The following is a 20,558-nucleotide window of genomic DNA, read 5'->3' on the forward strand; positions in this document are numbered from 1 at the left end:
GATGATTGTATACTAAAAGAAACAAAATGGATGGAGGATACAGAATGTTTTCAGAACGTCTGAAAGCCCTTCGGAAGGAACGCGGGATTTCGCAGCGCGCGCTGGCACAGCGTCTTGGCGTCAGCCAGCAGGCGGTAGCGAAATGGGAGGCCGCAAGCTCGACACCGGGGCCGAACGCGCTGGCGACAATTGCCGATGTGCTGGGCGTATCTTCCGACTATCTGCTCGGGCGTGACCATGATTTTGAAAACAGCGCGCAGGATACGGCGCGGCTGCCGGTGCTTGGGACCGTGAAGGCCGGCTACGGGGCTTATGCATTTGAGGAGGATTATGGAACTGCGCCTGCGCAGGTGCGCGATCCAAGGGATTATTTTTATTTAATTGTACGCGGCGACAGCATGGAACCGCGTATCCACAGCGGCGATTTGGCGCTTGTACATCGTCAGCCCGATGTTGAAAGCGGCGAGCTGGCGGTTGTGCTTGTCGCGGGCGAGGAGGGAACGCTCAAGCGCGTGATTAAAAAGGAGGGAGCGGTCATCCTCCAGCCGTTTAATCAGGCGTATCAGCCGCAGGTATTCATTGGGGAGGAGCTTGAACAGCTCGTCATCATCGGAAAGGTTGTTGAGACAAAAACACGGTGGTGAGTTGCTTTTTCTGGCGGCATATGGTAAACTGTCACCATGCAAGGGTTTGGAAACTGTATGAAAGAGGGAACAGGCTGTGAATATTTGGCATGATATTTCACCTAAACGTATTTCAAAAAACGATTTTATTGCTGTCATCGAAATTGGAAAGGGCGGAAAAAACAAATATGAGCTTGACAAGGAGACGGGCCTGATCATCCTGGACCGTATCCTGTATACATCAACGCATTATCCAGCCAACTATGGTTTTATCCCGCGCACCTACGGCGACGATAAGGATCCGCTCGATGTGCTTGTGTTGTGCTCGGAGTCGTTAATTCCCCTGAGCCTTGTACGTTGCTATCCGATCGGTGTAATCTCGATGATTGATAATGGGAAGAACGATGAGAAGATCATTGCAATTCCCTTCAACGATCCAATGTACAATATGTATAAGAGCATCGATGAGCTTCCGGTGCATATTTTTGAGGAGATGCGCCATTTCTTTTCGGTTTACAAGGAGCTGGAGGGCAAACAGACGGCTGTTAACGATACTGCCGGCCCGGAGACTGCTTTGGAAATTGTCCAGGCGGCCATTGATAATTATGTCGAAAAGTTTTGCAGGGCTTGAGGATTCTATAAGAACTGGAGCAAACACGATTTTTTTCAAGCAGGCTCTGAAGCGGACTGAAAAAGGCCGCCCGATTTTTCGGGCGGCCTTTTCTGTGCGTGCCTATTTTATGATGCAATGACATATTCTGTTACCATTGGGGGTGACGGATGTGCAGACGCTTGCGCTTGCGGGAAATCCAAATTGCGGCAAGACGACGCTGTTTAATAAACTGACAGGCGCCCATCAGCATGTCGGAAACTGGGCTGGGGTGACGGTCGAACGCTGGGAAGGGGTGGTGCGTGGCAGCAGTGCGCGTTTGATTGATCTGCCAGGGCTTTATTCACTTGCAGCCTTTACGCTGGAGGAGCAGGTGACACGCGAATTTCTTCTTGATGGCCCATATGATGCAGTGATAAACCTGTTGGATGGGATGTCCCTGGAACGAGGTCTTTATCTGACGCTCCAACTCTGCGAGCTTGGCTGCCCGATGGTCGTTGGACTTGGGATGATGGACGAGGTGCATGCGCAAGGCGGTACGATTGACTGCGGCGCGCTGGCGCATATACTCGGCGTACCGGTGGTTCCCGTTGTGGCGCGCAGCGGAGAGGGAGTCAGCCTGTTAGCCAAAACGGCGCGCGCTGGGGCGCGCGCAGGCCAGCCGCCGCGCTATGGCGCGGCGGCTGAGGCGGCGATCGCTGCCGTCGCCTGCGTGATTGCAGAGCATATCCGCCGGTCTGAACGGCTGCGGTTTTATGCGGTTGGTCTGCTGGAAAATATGCAGCTTGCCGATTCGCTTGGTCTTACAAAGACACAGCGCCGGCATATCGACAGGATCAGAAGCGAATTTGAACAGCGTTGCGGGACAGATGCAGCCGCATTTCTGGCGCAGGCGCGTTATCATGCTGTCGATTCCATTGTACGGCAAACAGCCGTACATGCCGCGAAGCGGCCGCATACCTGGTCCGACAGGCTTGATACATTGGCGCTCAACCGTTTTCTGGCGTTTCCGATTTTTACGGCTGTCGTATCTATGATGTTTATAATCTGTTTTGGCAGCCTGGGGCTTGCCATGAAGCGCGCTGCTGAACGATTTTTTATACAGGCAGCGGATTTTTTGCGCAGGGTGCTTCCGGAATTTGGCGCATCAGATTTTTGGGTCGGGATTGCAGCCGATGGCGTAGCCGGCGGCGTTGGCAGTGTACTGACTTTTTTGCCGCAGGTCGCCTTGATCTTTTTGTGCCTTACCGTATTGGAGGAGTGTGGATATCTGGCGCGCGCAGCCTTTTTGATGGACTATTTTCTGAGGAGGATCGGATTGACAGGCAAATCTTTTATTCCGCTTTTAATGGGATTTGGCTGTACAACATCGGCTGTCATGGCAGCGCGAACGCTGAGCAGCGGCCAGGAACGGCGCATGACCATCCTTTTGACGCCATATCTGCCGTGCAGTGCGCGGCTTCCGATCTATGCACTGCTGACAGGCGTGTTTTTTCCATCGCATCAAGGTGTGGCGTTGGCCATGCTCTATTTACTTGGAATCGCGGCGGCTTGTGCTGTAGGGGCCTGGCTGCGCACAGGCCCCTATAAGACATGCAGCGCGCCGTACCTGATGGAATTCCCGCCGTACCGTGTGCCGTCGCTGCGAAATGTATTGTACAGTACAATATCTAAATGCGGTGATTTTTTGCGCAAGGCTGGGACGTTAATATTTTTATTGAGCGTCTTAATCTGGCTGATGCAGCACATCGATCTGTGTTTCCAATGGACCGGGGATGCATCGCAAAGTATGTTTGCCGCTATCGGAAACGCGCTCGCACCGCTTTTTCAGCCGCTCGGCTTTGGAAATGGGGAGGCGGCTATCGCATTGCTGGCGGGATTGGTATCAAAGGAAGCCGTCGTTTCGTCGCTCGGCGTGGCGTGTGCTGGCGCGCATTCTTTTGAAACGGCGCTTACAGAGCTGTTTACTCCGCTTTCGGCAGCGTCGTTTTTAACCTTCTGCGCTCTTTATGCGCCGTGCGTTTCAGCATTGGCGACGATGCGCCGCGAGCTGCATTCCATTAAAACGACGGTGATCGCCGCTCTTTCACAGACATTGGTTGCTTATGGAGCTGCCTTGGCAGTTTATCAAATCGGGCTGTTGTGCCAAAAAGTGCTGTCCAATTTCCCATAGCCCACCGCGTTGTACCTTGGAAAATGTGTCGCAATCTATAAAAACATCAGTGTACAAGGGGTACAAACAAGATAAAATAGAAATGAGGGGCGATAGAGCGGAAATGTCAGATTTTCCACTCTATCTGAACACGGTCGCTGGTGGCCTTGATCGTAGAGATCAAACCATCGGCGGCTTTTCTTTTGTCGTCAAAATCTATGCTCTCCCAGTTGTCGAGATAATAGGATAACTTCTTTATCTGCTGGGGAGATATGGTTTCAACGCTCAATTCGGCGATTGCCTTTGAAATGGTCTGGCGTCGGGTGTCCAGTTCTTCAATTTTTTTGTTGGCGTAGGCAAGCAAGGTCGCATTGGCTCCGGTCAGCGTATCCAGCAGCTTTTCAATTTCTGCCTCCACTTGTACCAGCTCCACTTGATAGGCGGTCAGTTTCGGATTGACTTTTTCCTCTCTGCCGTGGAGTATCTGAAAGTCTTTGAACTTCTCCTGCATGGCCGAGAAAATGAATTGCTCAAATTCTTCTTTGCGGATTTTCCCGCAGCCCGGACAGCCTTTGTTTTCCGTCCGTTTGGTACAGCGGAAATACCCGGTGCTGTTTGGTACATGGGTGGCTTTCAGAGCATACCCACAATGCCCGCATTTGATTTTTCCAGCCAGCCAAGTGTTCTTCGGTTTCCGTCCCTGCTGGAAGGTGGTATTTGCCATAAGTTTTTTCCGGCATTTCAGCCATGTGTCAGAGGAAATGAGTGCTTCATGGGGAGCGATAACAAGTATCTGGTCTTTTAAGCACCTGTCCTTGTCCTCCTTCACATCCCGCCCCTGATAGAGATAGCAGCCGTTTGTTCCGGCAAAGTCAGAAGCGTCATTGACAATCGCTGCACCCTGACTCTTGAAAAATTCGTACAGCTCCAAGTCGGCCTGTGCATAAACGGGGTTTCGCAAAAGCTGGGAAAGAAAACTCCGAACCATTGACTTCTCGTAAATCTTGATACCCTGTTCCTCGAAGTATCGGGTAATATCTCCGAAGGAGGTTTCCGGTTCAGCGTACATTTCAAACATCAGCCGTACATGGTCGGCGGCTATGGGGTCGGCAACCATTTTCTTTGTGCGGATACCCTCTACCACAGTAGGCTCTAACTGATAACCGTATGGTGCCTGTCCGCTCATGTGGAAGCCTTTCAGACACCGGGAATAGTAGGCGTCTGTGACACGCTTCTGAATTGTCTCACGTTCAAGCTGGGCGAATACAATGCAGATATTCAGCATGGCCCGACCCATCGGGGTCGAAGTATCAAACTTTTCTGTGGATGATACAAACTCCACATCATACTCTTGAAACAGCTCCATCATCGTTGCAAAGTCCAGAATAGAGCGGCTTATACGGTCCAGCTTGTACACGATGACCCGCCGGACCTTTCCCTTGCGGATTTCGCCCAGCAGCTTTTGAAACTCCGGCCTGTCCGTGTTCTTACCGGAATAGCCTTTGTCCTTGAATACCCGGCAGCTCCCGCCTTTCAATTCATACTTGCAAAAGTCGATCTGACTTTCAATGCTGATACTGTCCTTGCGGTCTACTGACTGTCTTGCGTAAATACAATCTTCTCTGATAAATTCCATATTGGGCTCCTTTCCTTGTTGGAATGGAGCTACCAACCTTACAACTATATTATACCATCAGCAGCCCCGGACAACAATGTTGCGAATGATTAGGGAAATCTGTCTCCATATTTGCTGAACACCTCGTAAAGACAACGCTCAATTTCTTTTCTGCGCTGTTCTTTCTCCTTCGGGGGAAGTACCGGCGTGAGGCTTTCCAGCACAATGATCTTCCCTTGAAATGCGACAGACTTTGTTTCTCGTTCATAAGCGACAGTTTGCGTCATTGAAAACCTCCTTTGCGAAAGTGCGTGTATATGCCAGCCTTTCCCACTTGTCCCGTGGGGAAATGTCAAAAGACGGCACCCAGCAGGTGCCGCCCTTTGAGCTTTCTCCACTTCGGGTCAATGTGGCCCGAGGTCAGTAAGGACTGGAAAGGTACTTTTCTTTGGCGTCCTCCACGCTGTTGAGGTCGAATACTTCATAAAGCTGCCCCACAACACGCCGTATATCCTTCTTTGAAAATCCGCAGTTCTCCATTGCCATAATGACATAACCACGGCAGGCGTCATTGCTCCATTCGTCCGGTTCCAAGCCGGGGATCATTCCAAACGCATTTCCCATAAAGTGCTCCTTTTTTGAAAAGATGGGGAGCCACGCCGGATCGGTTGGCCTATCATCAGACAGCATTGCCGGGGGCTCCCCATAGGTTTTCACTTCATTTCAGACACACCGGACGGGCATAGGCTTCATGCCCCATAGTATTTCAACTCTCCCCATTCTGATGGCAAGGCGTTCTCATTGCCTGCGACGGCTCACGGCTTGCAAGACCGCTTCAACGCTCGGACTGTGACTAAACGCAAGTATCCGGGTTCTGCGCCTGTTCCGGTGGAGCCAGCCTTGCCCCACCTATGGCATGGACCTGTTCGCTCGCTCAGTTTTACAAAGACTGTATTCTCTGAAATCCGAGGTCATGGCGGGTCTGTCACACAGCGCGTTTCCCTTCGTATCCGGGTGTCTTTTTATTCAATTTTCAATCTGCATGAGGTTTGTCTGAACCTCGGGCCATTGTGACCCGAAGTGTTTTACCTCTCATAAGCCATTTCATTTTCCGGCCTAAATCGGTACGCCTTACAAAGAATTTTTCAAAATTTTTTCTAAGTGCCGCAGACCTCGCTCGATTGCGACACGAACCACTTTTTCATGGACGCCCTCTGCTCGTGCAATATCCTGTTTGGTCATGCCGAGAATGAAATGAGCATAAATCCGTTTTGCCTGTTTGTCCGGCAGACTGGAAATCGCTGCGTGAAGCTCCTGCATGGTCACTTTCCGCTCATACAGTTCATGGGGAGATAAGGCGACAAAGACAGCTTCATGTTCCAGCCCGTCATCCCGATCAAGGGAATAGTAGGCTTTGTGGCGGTATGTACGCAGCCGGTACGCAGCCTCTTTACGATCAAACTCTTTGAACATTTCTGCAACTTCTTCCGATACTTCCATGAAGCAATCCGATGTATAGAATGGGTAATAGTCCCGCAAATTGATAATAGCCATATTGACCTCCGTTTCGGTTGTTGGTTGACGAGTGACCGAAACGAAGGCGGCGGGGAGCGGCACCGGGGAATGGCTTCGGGCCAACATGACCCGAAGCAGCCCCATAAGAACGCAAAAGCGCCCGGGCGGCATGAAGCCACACGGACGCATGAAATGACATGATAGTTAAGGTTCCAACAAATTTCGCATACATAGCCGGAATAACCCGGAGGGGGAGCTACGCTTTTTTTAGCTGGTGTAGGTCATGGGTACTGTGAAAAAAGACAAAAATAGACACGGCGGCAATCCTCCTATATGCCGCCGTGGATTTACACGGTGTTAGGTCGTCGTTGGTTTAGGGATAGACGAAAAGAAACGGCGGCTCTGAAAATCAAAGCCGCCGCTCCATAGGCGTGTAAATGTGTCTGCTGTACGACGGCTTTTTTTCTTTTGCCGTCGTCCGGCAGATATGTATTTTCAATTTCTGTTTTAATCATAATAGTTCCAGCTTACAAACAGGTGAATTTTGACTTACGAAACTGTAAGCTCAATAACAGCAGGCGGGCTTAATTAAAAACCCACCTGCTTATATATGATTTGAATTTATTGTGCGCTGATTGTATCAACAATGGACATATTGCGTATTCTCTTGATTGGCCCTTGCACAGCCAAAATTATAGAGATTACAACAATCAACAGAATAACGGCTACCTCTGGTAATGGAGGAGTCCAAGCATCCCCCCATCTATAACTTATCAACATTCCAAACAATAGCTTATTACAAAACAGTCCCAACACCGTACCAACTACACCGCCGATTATGGTATAGGTGAAGGCTTCTGCAACGATCATTTTACTTAGCTGTCCCATGCTAACGCCGATGGCGCGGAAAGCGCCATACTGTTTCAACCGTGCAGACACACTCATGGAAATACTATTGATTATGTTAAAAATTGTAATCATTGCAATTAGGACGAGGAATCCATAGATGAACAGCCAAAAACAATAGTAAGTTCCCATGGTACTGCTGTTACCCATGCGTTCATCAGCGAAAGTAAATGATGAATCTACCATTTGGCGGATCACATAAACCTCTTCGTCTGTTGCGCCTTTCACTAACTGCACATCAATAACCGTATATTTCGACTCGCCAGTAATTTGTTCAAATGTATCCTCTGAACAAATAATTGTTCCAACATCGGCGGCACTGTAAAACGGACAGTTGGACAATATTCCAACAATTTGAATTTCTTCACTTTGTCCGTCTATATTCAGGGATACCGTATCGCCTGTTTGTATTGTGTTCTGCGAATTATAAACAATTAAGCCCGTCCCTAAATCAGTTTGCACAGATTCCAGAGAACCCTCTAATAAATAGTCCCTTGCCCAATCAAATTGATACTGCTCATAAGAGATTAAATCCATCTTTTTTTCAATACCGTTTGTGACAGACGGAACCTCGTATGCAAATTTTCTTCCATACGCTAAATCCACAACAGGATTTTCCTTTAGACTATCGAGTTCTGTTTTGTCAATAGCACAGGAGTTATCGGGACTTATGATAGATAGATCTGCTGTCCAAGGTTGGAGCGGTGTTAAGGTATGCTGCATGAACTCAACTGTTACAGAGAATGAAAGGAAAAGGATAATACTGAGAGCAAATGAGCTTGTCATCAAAAACAGATTTTTCCGATTTGCTTTTGCGTGATAAATTCCAAGTGCTGTATCAATCTTAAGCAGTTGTGTATTAGCGGCATTTCTTGCAGGCTCCAAGTCGTTTGCATTACCGGACACCGCTGCCAGCGGAGATACTTTTGCTGCTTTCTTTGCCGGAGAATAGGCAGCGAACAAAACTGTTACCAAGCCCACAACGATTCCTGCAAGAATACTTGGTACGCTAAATCCGAATGTAGGCATCGCTTTGAAAAATTCCGGACTTAGGAAACGCAAAATCGCGCATAAGACCCAAATGACAACTACACCGATGGAAATACCCACAGGGATCGCCAAACGGCACCAACTAAGCGCCTCTTTCCGTACTAAGCGCATAACCTGTTTTGGTGTTGCACCGATACAGCGCATAAGGCCGAAAAATTCTGTACGCTGGGCTACATTGCTGTTAAGGCTGCTTGCAATCATCATAATACCAGCTAACATTACCAGCACAAACAATACTGCCGCGGCCAAATAAACCTGTAATAAAAAGGGAACACGGCTTTGTCCAAGCAATCCAAGCAGATTATTGTTGGAAGATATTTGTTCATCCGATAAATTGCATTGTTCTTTCAAATCAGCAATTTTCCCTTGTATATTTCTTGTGTTTGCAAATTGAGCGTAAAACATAATGCCGTAATCATTCGGTTCCCCGTCTGATACATTCGGATAAATAGTGCAGTAATCCTCTGTGTTCAAAATGATGCCGTAGGAGTCGCCACTCATTATCGAGGCGGTATTATTCATAAATCCTGATATGGTAAAATTCAGTTTGTCGCCATCAGGAGTTTCTACGGCAATGGGATCACCAATCGCAACACCCATTATCTGCTTTGCATTTTCAGTCACCAACGCTTCATTACTTGTCTGTGGAAAAACACCTTCTTCAAGTTGGTCAGTCCAGATTTCAGTTATATATCTTTCATCACAACCGCATATCGCTACATTTTTTCCACCCAAAGTATAGCCTAAATTTCCACGATAATTGAGAACGCCATACGGTGAAAACGCTTCTATATCAGGCCGTGAAGCGATAATTGCAGCTTTCTCATTACTGATATTCCGAATGGCAATATGCCAATTCCCAGACTCCTGCTGTGCCTGCAAAATCTGGCTGCGGATGAACATATCTGCCATTCCAAAAATAGTTGTAACCAGAAACACAGCCAGCACAATGCAAAAAATAGACATTCTGCTTTGCTTCTTGTGGATTTTTGCGGATATGGGAACAAGGTCAAGATAATGCTTCATTTGTTTTTCCTCCCAAATCCGTCAAAACGCCATCTGATACCCGAAACACCCGATCAACGGATGCAGTCAAATTCTTATTGTGGGTAATCATCAGGATTGTTTGCTGATAGCGGCGGGAAGCCTGTGTAAGCAAGGTAATAACATCCTGACTATTCTTGCTGTCCAGATTGCCAGTAGGTTCATCCGCCAGAATCAGTTTGGGCTTTGTGATTAACGCCCGACCAATGGCAACACGCTGCTGCTGTCCGCCGGATAGTTGGCTCGGCAGGTGATGCCGACGCTCGGTAAGGCCCAAGAGTTCCAAAATTTCTTCTACTGCTGCCGGGTCTGGTTTGCGATAGTCCAAAAGAAGCGGAAACATGATATTCTGCTCCACATTCAGCTCGGAAACCAACTGAAAGGATTGGAAGATAAAGCCGATATTACGACGGCGGAAAATCGTGCGCTGTTCCTCTTTCATGGAAAACAGGTCTTGTTCATCAACCCAAATGTGGCCGGAGGTAGGGGTATCCAAAGCTCCAATACAGTTCAGTAATGTGCTTTTGCCAGAACCGGATTCACCCACAACGGCAGCAAATTCGCCTTTATCCAGAGAGAAGGAAACCTTCTTCAACGCTTCGACTTTCGCCTCACCCTTTCCATAAGTTTTACATAAATCTTGTACTTTCAATATTTCCATAGTCATCAGTACCTCCTTTCTCAAAAGGATAGCAAAAGCAGCTTACAAGCAGATGAATTTGACCTTACAGTTCCGTAAGGAAAGAAAGTGTAAACCGCGTACCTTTTCCAGCTTCGCTTTGTACGGAGATAACACCGCCTTGCCCCTCAATAATGGACTTGGCGAGGGGAAGCCCCAGTCCAATTCCTTGTGTATCAAGAGAATGTTTGCTGCGATAAAAGCGTTTGAAGATATGATGAATATCTTCCGGGGCTATACCGTTACCATTATCAGAAATAAAAATACGAAACACGGCAGGAGTGCGATCCCATGTAATATAGACAATGCCGCCAGCTTGTGTGTGATCCAGCGCATTTTTTACAACGTTTCCAATCGCTTCGCCTGTCCATTCCATGTCACAAATAAGCTGCTGTTCACCATCGCCATCTATCTGAATCTGCTTGCTTTCGCTTTTAGCCCTTGTGGTTAGGTCATTGACTGAATGAGCTATCAGCTCGGACACACGGCAACTTTTTTTCTCAAAAATGATGTTTCCCGTATCCAGTCGGGTTATCTTCAACATGGATAAGATTAACTGCTCCATACGCTTTAGAGAAATACCCATCTTCGCCGCAAACTGTTTGACCGTTTCTGCATTTTCTGGCTCACTTTCAATGATCTCCTGATACATAGCGAGGGCTGCCAGAGGCGTTTTGAGCTGGTGAGATATATCGGATATGGTGTCTTTCAAAAACTCTTTTGCTTTACGCTCTGTTTCGTTTTTGGATTGGAGCATAGTTGCAAGCTGTTCTATCGAAGAAAACACTTGATAGATTGCACCCTCGTAATTCTGTGGCAAATGAGAAGAGTAATCCCCGTTGATGTAATTTGATAATATTTTGTCGGCCTGTTGGTACAATCGCTTCCTTTTCCAGAAAAAAACGAATACTCCTATGGTAAGCACAAAGAGAAAAAATAACACAGTGCATAGCATGATGAAGAAAGCGGAACGCTGAAATTGATTAAAAAAAGGCCGCATACTGCTTTCTGCCTGTTTTCCCAAACCCGCAGCCGTTAATAATGACCTGCCATTTTCACTAATGTTCGTATTAGTAAAGGCAACTGCTATCACTTCTTTAGAAACACCCTGTTCCAAAAGTGAGGACGAAACCGCTTCATCGTGTTTGAGCCATAGGACTTCCACATCGTTCACCTGATAAATAGTCAAAACGGCTCCTGTACCTACAAACAACAGGGAAAACAAAATTAAAAATATCAGGAAGCCTTTAATCTGTCTATCTTGGTACAAGCTCATACAGACACCTCTTTCCATTGGTAGCCAAAGCCCCGGATGGTTATAAGGTGTTCTGGATGGGACGGATCGGTTTCCACTTTTTCACGAAGCCGCCGTACATAGACGGACAGGGTGTTATCATCAACAAAATTTCCTGTATCATCCCACAGCTCATTTAGAATGATGTCCCTTGTCACAACGCGATTTGCATTTCTTACCAGCAGGCAAAGCAAACGATATTCAGCGCTTGTCAAATCCAATGCTTTTCCCTTTAAGGTTGCACGGCTACCCAACAGATCAATGGTAATGTCGCCACATTCCATAGAAGTGTTTTTTTCGCTTTTGGAAACTCCGGCCCGACGCAGCAGCGCCCGGATACGGGAACACAATTCCCCCAGCTTGAAAGGCTTGGTGATATAATCGTCCCCGCCGCTATCTAACCCACGGATTATGTTGACTTCTTCATCCGATGCGGTCAGGAATATAATCGGGACTTTCTGATTTTCTTTTCGTACTGTTTCACATACATCAAATCCAGTTCCATCTGGCAGGGTGACATCCAAAATCAACAAATCGTATCTGTCGAGTTTGGATAAGTATTGTTTTGCTTCAGATACAGTACGGGCAACTTCAACATCAAATTCATTCTTTTTCAAAGAGTAGACCAAGCCATCTATCAGACTAACATCATCCTCCAATAGTAATATTCTATTCATTTTTTAATTCCTTTCCTTGTTTTGTCCGGCCATCAAGCGGCTTCTCCGCAGTTTTAGGAATCAGCCAAACACCGGCCATTTTCACAGCGCCGGGGATACGCCCTCCAGCGCAATAATAATTTACCCTACGAGGTGTCACGCCCCACTTTTCGGCGGCCTCTTTCAATGTCATATAGTCCATTTCGCACCTCCACAGAATACATTATAGTTCTTTATCTCGAATAGTACAAGTTGGAGGCTGCACATTGATGAAATGAAATACTACTTTATGTAAAATTTCATTACATTCTCATAATCCAACACGAAATGTAGATTGATATGAGAATGAACCAAGATGAAAGAAGGTTTGACTTTCACGGCCTCGGGGCGGCTCTCAAAAGAGCCAGAGAAGAAAAGGGCTGGACACAAGCCTATGTTGCGGAATTAGTAGACCGTGACTCCCGTACCATTATGAATATTGAGAACAAAGGTCAGTATCCCAGCTTCGACCTTTTTGTTAAACTCATTACTATGTTTGACGTTTCAGTTGACCAGTTTATTCATGCGGACGGAGGGGCAAGGCCAAGCTCTTGCAGAAAGCACATTGATGTACTTCTAAACTCCATGAATGAAAAAGAGCTTGTCGTGATAGAAGCCACAGCCGAAGGCATTAAGAAAGCCAGAGAAACGGAGGTTCCAGAATAAGGGCCTCTGTTTTTTGCGCCATTTTAGGGGCTGCCGCTAAGTGGCAAGCAATGCCTCTGTGGCCACAAGTGGCACAAAGGCGGCTTGTTGGGGCTCGCCCCAAACCCGTATCTTCGGGCCAACATGGCCCGAAGTGTCAGCGTCGCTTTGCTCCTTGTTTTCATAATCTCAACGCTCCTTTTCATGCTTTCTGCCCGGCTCGGTGTAGCCCATCAGAGTGTCAATGTTCGCCTTGATCGTGACAATCTCCTGCATATCCCGTCGTGCCTTTTGGTATTCTCCATAGAGCTGTTTTTTCCTTGCTGTGAGCTTGCGGCCTTCTTCCTTCAGCACATCCATTTTGGGGAGCTTTGCCCCGCCCAGCAGAGAGCGCATTTCCGCTTGTGCAGCCCGGTACAGTTCAAGGTCGGCCTCATGCTCCGCAAGAAATTTCCGGCTGTACTTCGTCGCCTTATACTGCTCAAAGACCGGACGGGTTTTGGCATACTGAACCGTTGCGGCCTTTAGCCCGGCATTGGTTTTCATGGCCTGTTCTGTCTGCTTGATCTGCTCGGAAATGGCATGGAAACGGTCTGCCGCCTCGGTGGCCTTCTGCGCCAACTGCTCATAATCGGTCAGGCCATTGTCCTGTATATAAGCAAGGGCAGCAGCCATCTGCTTAATGTTAAATACCTTCGCCCAGCGTTCATATCCCGGCCCCTTACCGGCAGCCAGCTTCGCTTGAATATCCACCGCCAGACTGATTTTCCGCTCCGAGTGCCCGGGGCGTTTTTCTTTGCCCTCAATGGCGGCCAGAACATCTTGCAAGTCGTAGCCGTCCCCCAGCGTGGAGGCACGCAGACGGGTGAAGCGTTCCTGCCCTTGCCCGGTCAGCCGGAAACTGATACCGCCGCCCCGAACCTTCTTGACTTCATATCCGGCCCGTTTCATCAGAACAAGAAATTCATCCAGATCGGCGGGGCGTTCCGCCAGTACAGTATCAATGGTAAGGCGCAGCCTGTCCTGATAAGAAAGCGGCCCTTTTCGTTCTTTCTGCCATTCTCCATAATTCCGATACTTACTCTTGCTCCGGGGCTTCGGGTTCTCCACAATGGACAGCCCGTTTTCAAGACACAGCCTGTCAGAGAGCCGACGGAGGGCAAAGCTGGAACCCCAAAAGTTTCGGAATTTCCGGGTACAGTCAAGGGTGGTGGAGTTGTAATAAATGTGACAATGGATGTGCTGCTTGTCAGTATGCGTGGTAACGATAAAAGCGTGCCGCCCCTTCGTCCAGCGCATAGCCAGCTCATAGCCGATACGGTTCGCCTCCTTCGGGGTGATCTCGCCCGGATAGAAGGATTGTCGTATCTGATAGCACAGCACATCATTTTCTTTTTTCTGTTCCTGGCCCGTCATAGCGGCATAGCTGGCTTTTGCCAAAAGGAACTCGTCCGCCACGGTGGCCGGATCACATTCATAAGCGGAGATATACTTTCCGCTTTCTGTTTTCTCCGGGTCCTTGCCATAGTCCAGACAATCCCGGATAGCCTCAGCAATCGTTTCGCCTTCGCCCGCATGGCGCTGCAACAAAGTTGTGGTAGCCAAAAATCATCCCTCCTTTCCATGAGAAAAGGGCGACCCATTCAGACCGCCCCGACTTCGGGCCAGTATGGCCCGAGGCTGCTTAACTTGCCGGAAACCGGTACAGAGCGGATTTGCCTCCGTCCAGCGCCCAAAGAAGGGAGCCCGCCGCCGCTTGCAGTCCATACGGCGAAAGAAGGAAGGCAAGAAACAGAAATACAATCCCGCCTATGGGCGTCGGCGTGAAAAAAAGAGCGACACCCAGCACCGCCAGGATCACAGAGGCAATCGTCAGCAGGACGGCACAAATATCAAACAGGAATACCAGCAGAGCCGCCAGAAGGGACAACGCCAAAGCAAAGGGAGCAACCAATATTTTCAGCAGTATCTTCATCTTCAAAACCTCCTTTATCTATCCTTCCTACCCCTATTTTATCATGCCTGCCCGGGGACATAAATGTTGCGAAAGATTAGTAAATCCTGTCCCAAACCTTCGGGCCAGTATGGCCCGAAAACAGAAATTCGGCAGGACACATTCATGTCCTGCCGAATTTCTGTTATTCTGTTTCCTGCTGCGGGCAATCGGGAACTGTTAGCAGCGAAGTGTCGATAACAATATCCTCTGCTGGTTTCAAGAGCTCTGTCAAATCGTGCTGCCGTCCCACGTTGGTCACATCAATTTTATTCACGCATATTCCAATCCACGGAAACTGTCTGCTTAATTCATCCATCAAATCGTATATATCAGCAGTTGCCAGCTTATCATCCGATATGTAGCCGGAGCCTTGACGGTGAGAAAAACGATGCCGTTTGAAGAACCGGCGCAAGTCGTCATACGCCTGTCGGTAATTGGCTCCGGGGTAATGCTCTTTTAATTGATGGGTGTCCAGATCAAAATTTAAGGCTTTGAAATATTTTCTCTCCAAAACTCAAGCCCTCATTGCTGTTTTTTCCTGATAGTGGGTCAACAGATCTTCTTCATTGAAATCATCTGGACTGTCAGAATCGTCACTGTCACAAAGACGCCACACAGAAACATTATCCATGAACCATGTCTGCCGCTTCAAGGTATTGACGATCCGGCCGAACAGACTAAAATCCCTCGCTCTGCCGCAGTCACGGAATACCAAAGCGCCGGAACTATCCTCCATACGGGGAAGGCCCACGGTTTGGAATGTATGATTGATTGTGTTGTAAATGCCATCCAGCCGGTACTTATTTTCGGCTGTGATTTTATCATCATTCATGCGAATAACCATTTTCAGCATGGTATCAGCCTCCCTTCTTGAATTATTATATCATTATAGAGCTGGTTCTACAATCTTGAAAATCTGAATTTTTTATGACGGGCTTCGGGTCATGCTGGCCCGAAGTGGTAAAAAAAGAGCAGGGCGGCAAGCCCCGCAACGGAAGCCTGCCGCCCTCGTCTTACTTTGCCACCAGCTCGGAGAGCTCCCGCAGCACTTTTGACACCTCGCCCCACAGCTTTTCATAGTCCCGCTTCAATCCGTCGATTTCCTCCGGGTACACGCCATAGGTATGTGCGTGTATGGCAACCTGATTGAGATTGTTAGAACAGCGCCGTTGCAGAGAGATCAGCTCTTTTACGGGCGCAAGGTCGATGTGCAGGATATACCCATTCAGAGCCATTTTCCGTACATAAGCCCCGGTGTTGGAAATGCCCGCCTCAGCCATCCGTTCATGGATGGCTGCCAGCTCGTCCGGCGTTACCATGACGTGCAGATGGACATTCCGCTTGCGGTTCTCCATCAGCGTTCCAGCTCCCGGCCTTTCCGGCGTTCTTTGGGCTCCTTTACCTTATCCAGCGGTTTTGCGTCCAACTCCGGGGGCGTGGGCGGGATGGGCGTGTTGTTGGGTACGCCGTCGATCATGTTGCAGTTCTGCTCTGTGGAGAGCTCGGCGGTTTTCAGATAGTTGTCTTTTTCGTGCATGGCGATTCTCCTTTATCGTTCCTCATGGTTTTTATGGTTTCGCTTCTGGCCGGGTTCCTTCGGGGGTTCCTGCCCTTTGGTTCCGTCTTTGAGCCGGGCAGTAATGGATGGACGCACCCGGTCAGGATTGCCCGGTGCTGGTTTCAGTTCATAATCCTCCATCTGCTTTTCGGTCAGCGGCTTTGCATAGGTCAGTTCGCCCCATGCCATCAGCCTGCCGTCTGCCACAGGACGCCGCCTGTCATCGTCGTAGTTGACAATGGAAAGGGGCTGGTTATCCGGCGGCTTCGGGTAAGTTCCTATGTCCACGGGCCGCTGGGTGGAATAATAGCGGTAAACGCCCTCCGGTCCCAGCTCGGTATGCTTGACCGCCGCATGGTAAAGCTGCTGATAGTCGTCCACCCGGCGGTCAAAGTCCCTCTGCGCCCACGCCTGACTGGTTCCATAGCGGCCCCAGTAGTAATCCCGATGGCCGTTTTCCCCCTCGGTAAACTGCCAGGTCACAAAGGGGCTCGGCGCTCCCGGATTATGCCCCAGCGCAAAGCCGTGTCCGCTGTCAAAAGTGGTTGTTTTCAAAATGGCATAGCCTTGTACAATCTCCAAGAGATACCTCCTTTCTGTACCTCGGGCCAACATGGCCCGAAGTGTGGTATGTTACGAAATAAGGGAGTAAACCGGGGCGGGATGGGTTGCAGTATTCCCGCCCCGGAAACACCCTCAAAAAAGCCCGGAATATCAAGCCTTTGGAGGCGGCAAATCGTAACCGCCGCCCGGCCTTTTCTCCCGCATTTTCCTCATACGTTCCCGGCTTTTCCGGCGGTTTCCTTCGGTCTTACAGGCGTCGGAACAATAGGCTTGACGGCCTTCCGGTAAAAATGCCCGCCCGCAGACCGCACAGGCCCGAAACTCCGGGGAAATACCTTCCACGGTCAGCGCCGCAAGAAGCTCCGGGTCGAGAGGCAAGACGGCCTCCTGGAAATAGCGGCAGTATGCCCCTGTCCAGCATTTGTGCAGCATATAGCAGGCATAGTCCAGCGGCAGGCACAGGCCCGTTTCCCGGTCATAGTTGGCGCACATCCCCGTGACAAGGGAACGGATTTTCTTCTTCTCGTCACGGGTCAGCTCCCGGGCGTCCATTCAGGACTTCGGGCCACGATGGCCCGAAGGGCGAGGCTCCACGATCAGCGCCCGGAATTTCTTCCGGCACTGTTTTTTCCTGCCTTTGCACTCCTTGTAGTAGCGGCATCCGGTACAAGGGTCGTCACTGCCCCGGCCCGGCCACGGCACTTCCTTCATCATTCGCTCAAAGGGGCTGTTGGTAAAATTCACTGGCGGGCCTCCTGTTCTTCCGTGTCTTCGTCCCACGGAGGGGTATCCTCGTCCTCGGGTTCCTCTGCGATTTCCTCCGGCCCTTCGTCCTCATATTCGCAGTAGTCGTCCTCCAGGTCCGGCGCTTCGTGCTTCGGCTTGTAAATCTTGAAGTAATAACCGACACCGCCGCCGATCAGCACCACCGCCCCGATCAGGAGCAGCGAAAGAAGTGGGCTGTCTGTTTTTTTGGCCTCGGGTTCGGGTTCCGGCTCGGTCACTTCCTCCACGGGTTCGGTGGGCTTTGGCTCTGGCTCAGGGGTCACTTCTTTGGGCGGTTCCTTACCCTGTTCGGCAAGAGGAAGAAGGTCGTCTGTGGTAACGGTATTGAGGAAATAGACGTTCTCGCTGGTTTTCTGTTTGTCAATCACCAGATAAAACACGCTCTCGTCTGCGGTGGTGATGGTGTAGAACTCCTTTCCATCCTCGTCGGTGGCGTTGTCCACCACGGTTCCCGTCCCGTCCGGGGTAAAGGGGTTCTGGGTTTCCGGCTCCGCTTCGGTTTCTGCCGGGGAGGGAGCTGTCTCCGGCTGCGGCTCGCTGCTCTGTGCATAAGCCGGGACTGTAAAGATCAGGCAACACAAAAGGCTGGCAGCCATCGCCGCCAGCCTGCGGTATTTAATTTTCTTCATGGGCTGTGTCCTCCTTTTCGGGCGCCTCCGGCTTCGGGTCAGTATGGCCCGAAGCTGTAAGGCTGTTTTTGGGGTCGTTCAGAAAGGCCATCAGCTCGGCGGGGGTCAGTTTGAGAGAACGCACCGCCTGTACGATCTGGCTGTTTTCTTCCTCCTGTTTCTGCTTTTCCAGCTCCCGGATTTTGGCCTGCCATTCGGCAGCCTTCTCCCGGGCTTTTTCCAGTTCCTTATCGAGCTTGTCGATCTTGTTCATGCAAGGACTCCTTTCCTCTGGCTCACAAACGCCCGAAGGCATAGAAGTGTGTCTGCCAGTAGCTTGAATTGATGTTTGCGTATTGGATGGGCGAACCACAATGAAGCATCATCCCGTCGCCCACATAAATCCCCACATGGGACACAGGGCCGGGGCTGTCATAGGTTCCCGTGAAAAAGATAATGTCGCCGGGCTTTGCCTCGGAGGGAGAAATGATAGCACACTGGTTGTAAATGCCCTGCGCCGTGGTACGGGGCAGGTTGTGGACGCCGCTGGCCGTGTACACCCAGCAGACAAAGCCCGAACAGTCAAAGGAGGTGGACGGGCTGGAGCCGCCCCATACATAGGGCCAGCCGATGTACTTTGTGGCTTCTTCCATGAGCGCCGCAAAAGCCGGGTCATCCAGCGCCTCGCCGGGTATCTCATAGCTGGGGCCGGTATCTTCGCCGCCGTTGTAAATCCCTTCCCACAGATAGGGTTTGTTGCCTTTGAGCTGCTGCATAACGGTGTAGATTTCCTGCTGCTGTTCGTTAAGCCTCGGCAGGATCACGGCGGGCAGCGTTTTGTTTGTGAGGGTCACATTGAGAATGTAATACTCATAGGGGACTTCCTCGGTGGTGGTTTCCCCGGTCTCCGGGTCGGTACTGGTTTCGGTGCGGTAGCGTATCTCGACTTCCTCCGTCAAGGTCAGTTCATACTGTGCCTCGAAAATCTCCCGCAGCTCGTCCTGCACCTGTTCACGGAAATATACATGGTACTTTGCCGAGAGATAGGACGCCAGCTCATAGGGGTTATGGCCGATCTCGTCCACGGAATAGCGGTACTCGTCATAGCCGGGATGGGTGCTTTCGATGTTCGCTACCGTCTGCGCCAGCTCGGTTTCCAGCGCTGTGTAGTCCTCGTCCACCCCCAGCAGGTCCGTATCCTCCGAGGCGTAGGAGGTGCCGGATAACGCATTGGCGAGGCCGCTGCCAAGCGTGGGGAAAATGGAACTCACCGCTGACACAAGAAAACAGAGCAGCAACAGCAGGAGCAGGACCAGCACCGCCACGGGATGACGGGTCACAAACTGCGCCGCCCGCCGGGTCGCAGTTCCCGAAGCGGCAGCGGTTTTCTTTGCGGCCTTTGCGCCCTGTTTTGCAGCCGCCTTTGCTTCTTTGGAATACCGGCGTTTCAGTTTCCATTTCTGCTGCACACGGGAAAGCGGATTACTGGCAAGCTCCGGGTGTTCGGAGGCCATTTTCTGAAAATCCACATTGGCCCGGGCTTTTATGTCCTTCCGTTCCCACTTTGCCACCTTCCGGACCTGGTGCTCCCGGTATCTCCGTTTGGCATACCGGGTCAGTTTCCGGGCTCCGGCCTCGGCCACAAGTTCCGACTTATGGGCTCCTTCCACACCCACATTTTTATGCTCAACTTCGTGGATTTTGTTGTGGAGATAAAACCATGCTTCGGTGCGGGCTCCCCGAACAGCTTTCTTCGCAAGCCCCGGCGGCTTCTTCGCTGCCCGTTTTGCCTCGGTCTTGTCCAGTTTCTCCCGGGCCTTTCCCAGCTTTTCCCCGGCGTGTTCCGCTTTTGCCTGTGCTTTCTGGTACTTGTCCTTTTTGCTCCCGGCCTTCTCGGCGGAGCCCTCCGGCTCCTGTGCCTTGCCGGTATCCTGCGGCCCGCCCGCTTCATCCTCCTGCCTCATGCGGTCAGAGGGACGGCTTTTCCGGCTGTCCTCTTGAAACTTACCGCTTTTGGACTTCGGGCCATTGTGGCCCGAAGGACTGTCCTGCCCGGTATCCTCGTCCTCAAACCGCAGGCGTCGGGACGGTGCGGGGGAAGGCCCTTCCCGTTCAGCCGGTCCGGGGCGATTGCCCCCGGTATCCTCCGTCGGCCCCGGCCTTTGAAAATTCCGTTTGTCCGGTTTCTTTCCGATGATGTATCCCTCCTTTCCAAACC

The 20,558-nt window shown here is 50.3% G+C and carries 26 protein-coding genes; 4 read left to right on the forward strand and 22 right to left on the reverse strand.

Annotation, left to right across the window (positions count from 1 at the left end; genetic code table 11):
- Positions 1–44: 44 nt before the first annotated feature.
- From FMM72_RS11365 to feoB, 3 genes are all read left to right on the forward strand, one after another.
- On the forward strand, positions 45–644 hold the full coding sequence (locus tag FMM72_RS11365; protein WP_243157793.1) for a LexA family protein: 600 nt from the start codon (positions 45–47) through the stop codon (positions 642–644).
- Positions 645–720: 76 nt separating this feature from the next.
- Positions 721–1,254: an inorganic diphosphatase gene (locus FMM72_RS11370; RefSeq protein ID WP_160210182.1), complete on the forward strand. Its 534-nt coding sequence runs from the start codon at positions 721–723 to the stop codon at positions 1,252–1,254.
- Positions 1,255–1,405: 151 nt separating this feature from the next.
- Positions 1,406–3,406, forward strand: a complete 2,001-nt coding sequence (gene feoB, locus FMM72_RS11375; RefSeq protein WP_162221490.1) for a ferrous iron transport protein B — start codon at positions 1,406–1,408, stop codon at positions 3,404–3,406.
- A 106-nt stretch (positions 3,407–3,512) separates the two neighbouring features.
- Here feoB and FMM72_RS11380 read toward each other — a convergent pair whose 3' ends face one another.
- From FMM72_RS11380 to FMM72_RS11420, 10 genes are all read right to left on the reverse strand, one after another.
- On the reverse strand, positions 3,513–5,021 hold the full coding sequence (locus FMM72_RS11380; protein ID WP_162221491.1) for a recombinase family protein: 1,509 nt from the start codon (positions 5,019–5,021) through the stop codon (positions 3,513–3,515).
- An 89-nt stretch (positions 5,022–5,110) separates the two neighbouring features.
- Positions 5,111–5,287 carry a hypothetical protein gene (locus tag FMM72_RS16980; RefSeq protein WP_016306487.1) on the reverse strand — a complete coding sequence of 59 codons (177 nt, stop codon included), beginning with the start codon at positions 5,285–5,287 and terminating at the stop codon, positions 5,111–5,113.
- 133 nt (positions 5,288–5,420) lie between these two features.
- Entirely contained in the window at positions 5,421–5,690 is a 270-nt protein-coding gene (locus FMM72_RS11385) for a hypothetical protein (protein WP_118545776.1), read from the reverse strand.
- Between the two features lie 441 nt (positions 5,691–6,131).
- Complete coding sequence (locus FMM72_RS11390) at positions 6,132–6,554, reverse strand: RNA polymerase sigma factor (protein WP_172486543.1); 423 nt, start codon at positions 6,552–6,554, stop codon at positions 6,132–6,134.
- Positions 6,555–6,862: 308 nt separating this feature from the next.
- Positions 6,863–7,030 (reverse strand): hypothetical protein, encoded by a 168-nt coding sequence (locus FMM72_RS11395; RefSeq protein ID WP_162221493.1) that lies wholly within the window; start codon positions 7,028–7,030, stop codon positions 6,863–6,865.
- A gap of 106 nt (positions 7,031–7,136) precedes the next feature.
- Positions 7,137–9,497 (reverse strand): ABC transporter permease, encoded by a 2,361-nt coding sequence (locus FMM72_RS11400; RefSeq protein ID WP_162221494.1) that lies wholly within the window; start codon positions 9,495–9,497, stop codon positions 7,137–7,139.
- Positions 9,481–10,176 carry an ABC transporter ATP-binding protein gene (locus FMM72_RS11405; protein ID WP_162221495.1) on the reverse strand — a complete coding sequence of 232 codons (696 nt, stop codon included), beginning with the start codon at positions 10,174–10,176 and terminating at the stop codon, positions 9,481–9,483. Before FMM72_RS11405 ends, FMM72_RS11400 begins: the two co-directional genes overlap by 17 nt.
- Positions 10,177–10,240: 64 nt before the next feature.
- Entirely contained in the window at positions 10,241–11,470 is a 1,230-nt protein-coding gene (locus FMM72_RS11410; RefSeq protein WP_162221496.1) for a sensor histidine kinase, read from the reverse strand.
- Positions 11,467–12,165, reverse strand: a complete 699-nt coding sequence (locus tag FMM72_RS11415; protein WP_162221497.1) for a response regulator transcription factor — start codon at positions 12,163–12,165, stop codon at positions 11,467–11,469. Before FMM72_RS11415 ends, FMM72_RS11410 begins: the two co-directional genes overlap by 4 nt.
- The gene (locus FMM72_RS11420) at positions 12,158–12,346 is read right to left on the reverse strand and encodes a helix-turn-helix domain-containing protein (RefSeq protein WP_162221498.1); all 189 of its coding nucleotides are present in this window, start codon (positions 12,344–12,346) and stop codon (positions 12,158–12,160) included. The genes FMM72_RS11415 and FMM72_RS11420 overlap by 8 nt, the downstream gene beginning before the upstream one ends.
- A gap of 137 nt (positions 12,347–12,483) precedes the next feature.
- Between FMM72_RS11420 and FMM72_RS11425 the strand changes: the two genes are divergently transcribed.
- A complete protein-coding gene (locus FMM72_RS11425) occupies positions 12,484–12,849 on the forward strand; it encodes a helix-turn-helix transcriptional regulator (protein WP_180322920.1) in 366 nt (121 codons plus the stop codon).
- Between the two features lie 168 nt (positions 12,850–13,017).
- Here FMM72_RS11425 and FMM72_RS11430 read toward each other — a convergent pair whose 3' ends face one another.
- The 12 genes from FMM72_RS11430 to FMM72_RS11485 form a co-directional block, all read right to left on the reverse strand.
- On the reverse strand, positions 13,018–14,433 hold the full coding sequence (locus FMM72_RS11430) for a relaxase/mobilization nuclease domain-containing protein (RefSeq protein ID WP_162221499.1): 1,416 nt from the start codon (positions 14,431–14,433) through the stop codon (positions 13,018–13,020).
- Between the two features lie 79 nt (positions 14,434–14,512).
- Positions 14,513–14,803, reverse strand: coding sequence for a CD1845 family protein (locus FMM72_RS11435; protein WP_162221500.1), 291 nt, complete (start codon positions 14,801–14,803; stop codon positions 14,513–14,515).
- A gap of 163 nt (positions 14,804–14,966) precedes the next feature.
- On the reverse strand, positions 14,967–15,335 hold the full coding sequence (gene vapD, locus FMM72_RS11440) for a VapD family protein (RefSeq protein ID WP_016306491.1): 369 nt from the start codon (positions 15,333–15,335) through the stop codon (positions 14,967–14,969).
- A 3-nt stretch (positions 15,336–15,338) separates the two neighbouring features.
- Positions 15,339–15,677 (reverse strand): hypothetical protein, encoded by a 339-nt coding sequence (locus tag FMM72_RS11445; RefSeq protein ID WP_162221501.1) that lies wholly within the window; start codon positions 15,675–15,677, stop codon positions 15,339–15,341.
- Between the two features lie 160 nt (positions 15,678–15,837).
- A complete protein-coding gene (locus FMM72_RS11450; RefSeq protein WP_162221502.1) occupies positions 15,838–16,179 on the reverse strand; it encodes a plasmid mobilization protein in 342 nt (113 codons plus the stop codon).
- Positions 16,179–16,361: a DUF4316 domain-containing protein gene (locus FMM72_RS11455; protein WP_003500078.1), complete on the reverse strand. Its 183-nt coding sequence runs from the start codon at positions 16,359–16,361 to the stop codon at positions 16,179–16,181. Before FMM72_RS11455 ends, FMM72_RS11450 begins: the two co-directional genes overlap by 1 nt.
- Positions 16,362–16,373: 12 nt before the next feature.
- Positions 16,374–16,964, reverse strand: coding sequence for a hypothetical protein (locus FMM72_RS11460; protein ID WP_243157795.1), 591 nt, complete (start codon positions 16,962–16,964; stop codon positions 16,374–16,376).
- A 132-nt stretch (positions 16,965–17,096) separates the two neighbouring features.
- Positions 17,097–17,498 (reverse strand): cysteine-rich VLP domain-containing protein, encoded by a 402-nt coding sequence (locus FMM72_RS11465; RefSeq protein WP_162221504.1) that lies wholly within the window; start codon positions 17,496–17,498, stop codon positions 17,097–17,099.
- Complete coding sequence (locus FMM72_RS11470) at positions 17,499–17,690, reverse strand: hypothetical protein (protein ID WP_036744833.1); 192 nt, start codon at positions 17,688–17,690, stop codon at positions 17,499–17,501.
- Positions 17,687–18,361: a DUF4366 domain-containing protein gene (locus FMM72_RS11475; protein WP_162221505.1), complete on the reverse strand. Its 675-nt coding sequence runs from the start codon at positions 18,359–18,361 to the stop codon at positions 17,687–17,689. The genes FMM72_RS11470 and FMM72_RS11475 overlap by 4 nt, the downstream gene beginning before the upstream one ends.
- A complete protein-coding gene (locus tag FMM72_RS11480) occupies positions 18,348–18,614 on the reverse strand; it encodes a DUF4315 family protein (RefSeq protein ID WP_118595621.1) in 267 nt (88 codons plus the stop codon). The genes FMM72_RS11475 and FMM72_RS11480 overlap by 14 nt, the downstream gene beginning before the upstream one ends.
- Positions 18,615–18,636: 22 nt before the next feature.
- Positions 18,637–20,304 carry a C40 family peptidase gene (locus FMM72_RS11485; RefSeq protein ID WP_162221506.1) on the reverse strand — a complete coding sequence of 556 codons (1,668 nt, stop codon included), beginning with the start codon at positions 20,302–20,304 and terminating at the stop codon, positions 18,637–18,639.
- Positions 20,305–20,558 lie beyond the last annotated feature (254 nt).

Source organism: Anaerotruncus colihominis (assembly GCF_010206195.1).
Lineage (GTDB): Bacteria > Bacillota > Clostridia > Oscillospirales > Ruminococcaceae > Anaerotruncus > Anaerotruncus colihominis_A.

Excerpts from the sequence above, each read along its gene's own strand:
- FMM72_RS11410 (WP_162221496.1), bottom strand. The coding sequence starts at position 11,470 with ATGAGCTTGTACCAAGATAGACAGATTAAAGGCTTCCTGATATTTTTA.
- FMM72_RS11435 (WP_162221500.1), bottom strand. The coding sequence starts at position 14,803 with ATGAAGATACTGCTGAAAATATTGGTTGCTCCCTTTGCTTTGGCGTTG.
- FMM72_RS11485 (WP_162221506.1), bottom strand. The coding sequence starts at position 20,304 with ATGAGGCAGGAGGATGAAGCGGGCGGGCCGCAGGATACCGGCAAGGCA.
- FMM72_RS11445 (WP_162221501.1), bottom strand. The coding sequence starts at position 15,677 with ATGCTGAAAATGGTTATTCGCATGAATGATGATAAAATCACAGCCGAA.
- FMM72_RS16980 (WP_016306487.1), bottom strand. The coding sequence starts at position 5,287 with ATGACGCAAACTGTCGCTTATGAACGAGAAACAAAGTCTGTCGCATTT.
- FMM72_RS11480 (WP_118595621.1), bottom strand. The coding sequence starts at position 18,614 with ATGAACAAGATCGACAAGCTCGATAAGGAACTGGAAAAAGCCCGGGAG.
- FMM72_RS11455 (WP_003500078.1), bottom strand. The coding sequence starts at position 16,361 with ATGCACGAAAAAGACAACTATCTGAAAACCGCCGAGCTCTCCACAGAG.
- FMM72_RS11420 (WP_162221498.1), bottom strand. The coding sequence starts at position 12,346 with ATGGACTATATGACATTGAAAGAGGCCGCCGAAAAGTGGGGCGTGACA.
- FMM72_RS11380 (WP_162221491.1), bottom strand. The coding sequence starts at position 5,021 with ATGGAATTTATCAGAGAAGATTGTATTTACGCAAGACAGTCAGTAGAC.
- FMM72_RS11425 (WP_180322920.1), top strand. The coding sequence starts at position 12,484 with ATGAGAATGAACCAAGATGAAAGAAGGTTTGACTTTCACGGCCTCGGG.
- FMM72_RS11450 (WP_162221502.1), bottom strand. The coding sequence starts at position 16,179 with ATGGAGAACCGCAAGCGGAATGTCCATCTGCACGTCATGGTAACGCCG.
- FMM72_RS11415 (WP_162221497.1), bottom strand. The coding sequence starts at position 12,165 with ATGAATAGAATATTACTATTGGAGGATGATGTTAGTCTGATAGATGGC.
- FMM72_RS11395 (WP_162221493.1), bottom strand. The coding sequence starts at position 7,030 with ATGATTAAAACAGAAATTGAAAATACATATCTGCCGGACGACGGCAAA.
- FMM72_RS11405 (WP_162221495.1), bottom strand. The coding sequence starts at position 10,176 with ATGGAAATATTGAAAGTACAAGATTTATGTAAAACTTATGGAAAGGGT.
- FMM72_RS11475 (WP_162221505.1), bottom strand. The coding sequence starts at position 18,361 with ATGAAGAAAATTAAATACCGCAGGCTGGCGGCGATGGCTGCCAGCCTT.
- FMM72_RS11385 (WP_118545776.1), bottom strand. The coding sequence starts at position 5,690 with ATGCTGTCTGATGATAGGCCAACCGATCCGGCGTGGCTCCCCATCTTT.
- FMM72_RS11465 (WP_162221504.1), bottom strand. The coding sequence starts at position 17,498 with ATGGACGCCCGGGAGCTGACCCGTGACGAGAAGAAGAAAATCCGTTCC.
- FMM72_RS11390 (WP_172486543.1), bottom strand. The coding sequence starts at position 6,554 with ATGGCTATTATCAATTTGCGGGACTATTACCCATTCTATACATCGGAT.
- FMM72_RS11365 (WP_243157793.1), top strand. The coding sequence starts at position 45 with ATGTTTTCAGAACGTCTGAAAGCCCTTCGGAAGGAACGCGGGATTTCG.
- FMM72_RS11400 (WP_162221494.1), bottom strand. The coding sequence starts at position 9,497 with ATGAAGCATTATCTTGACCTTGTTCCCATATCCGCAAAAATCCACAAG.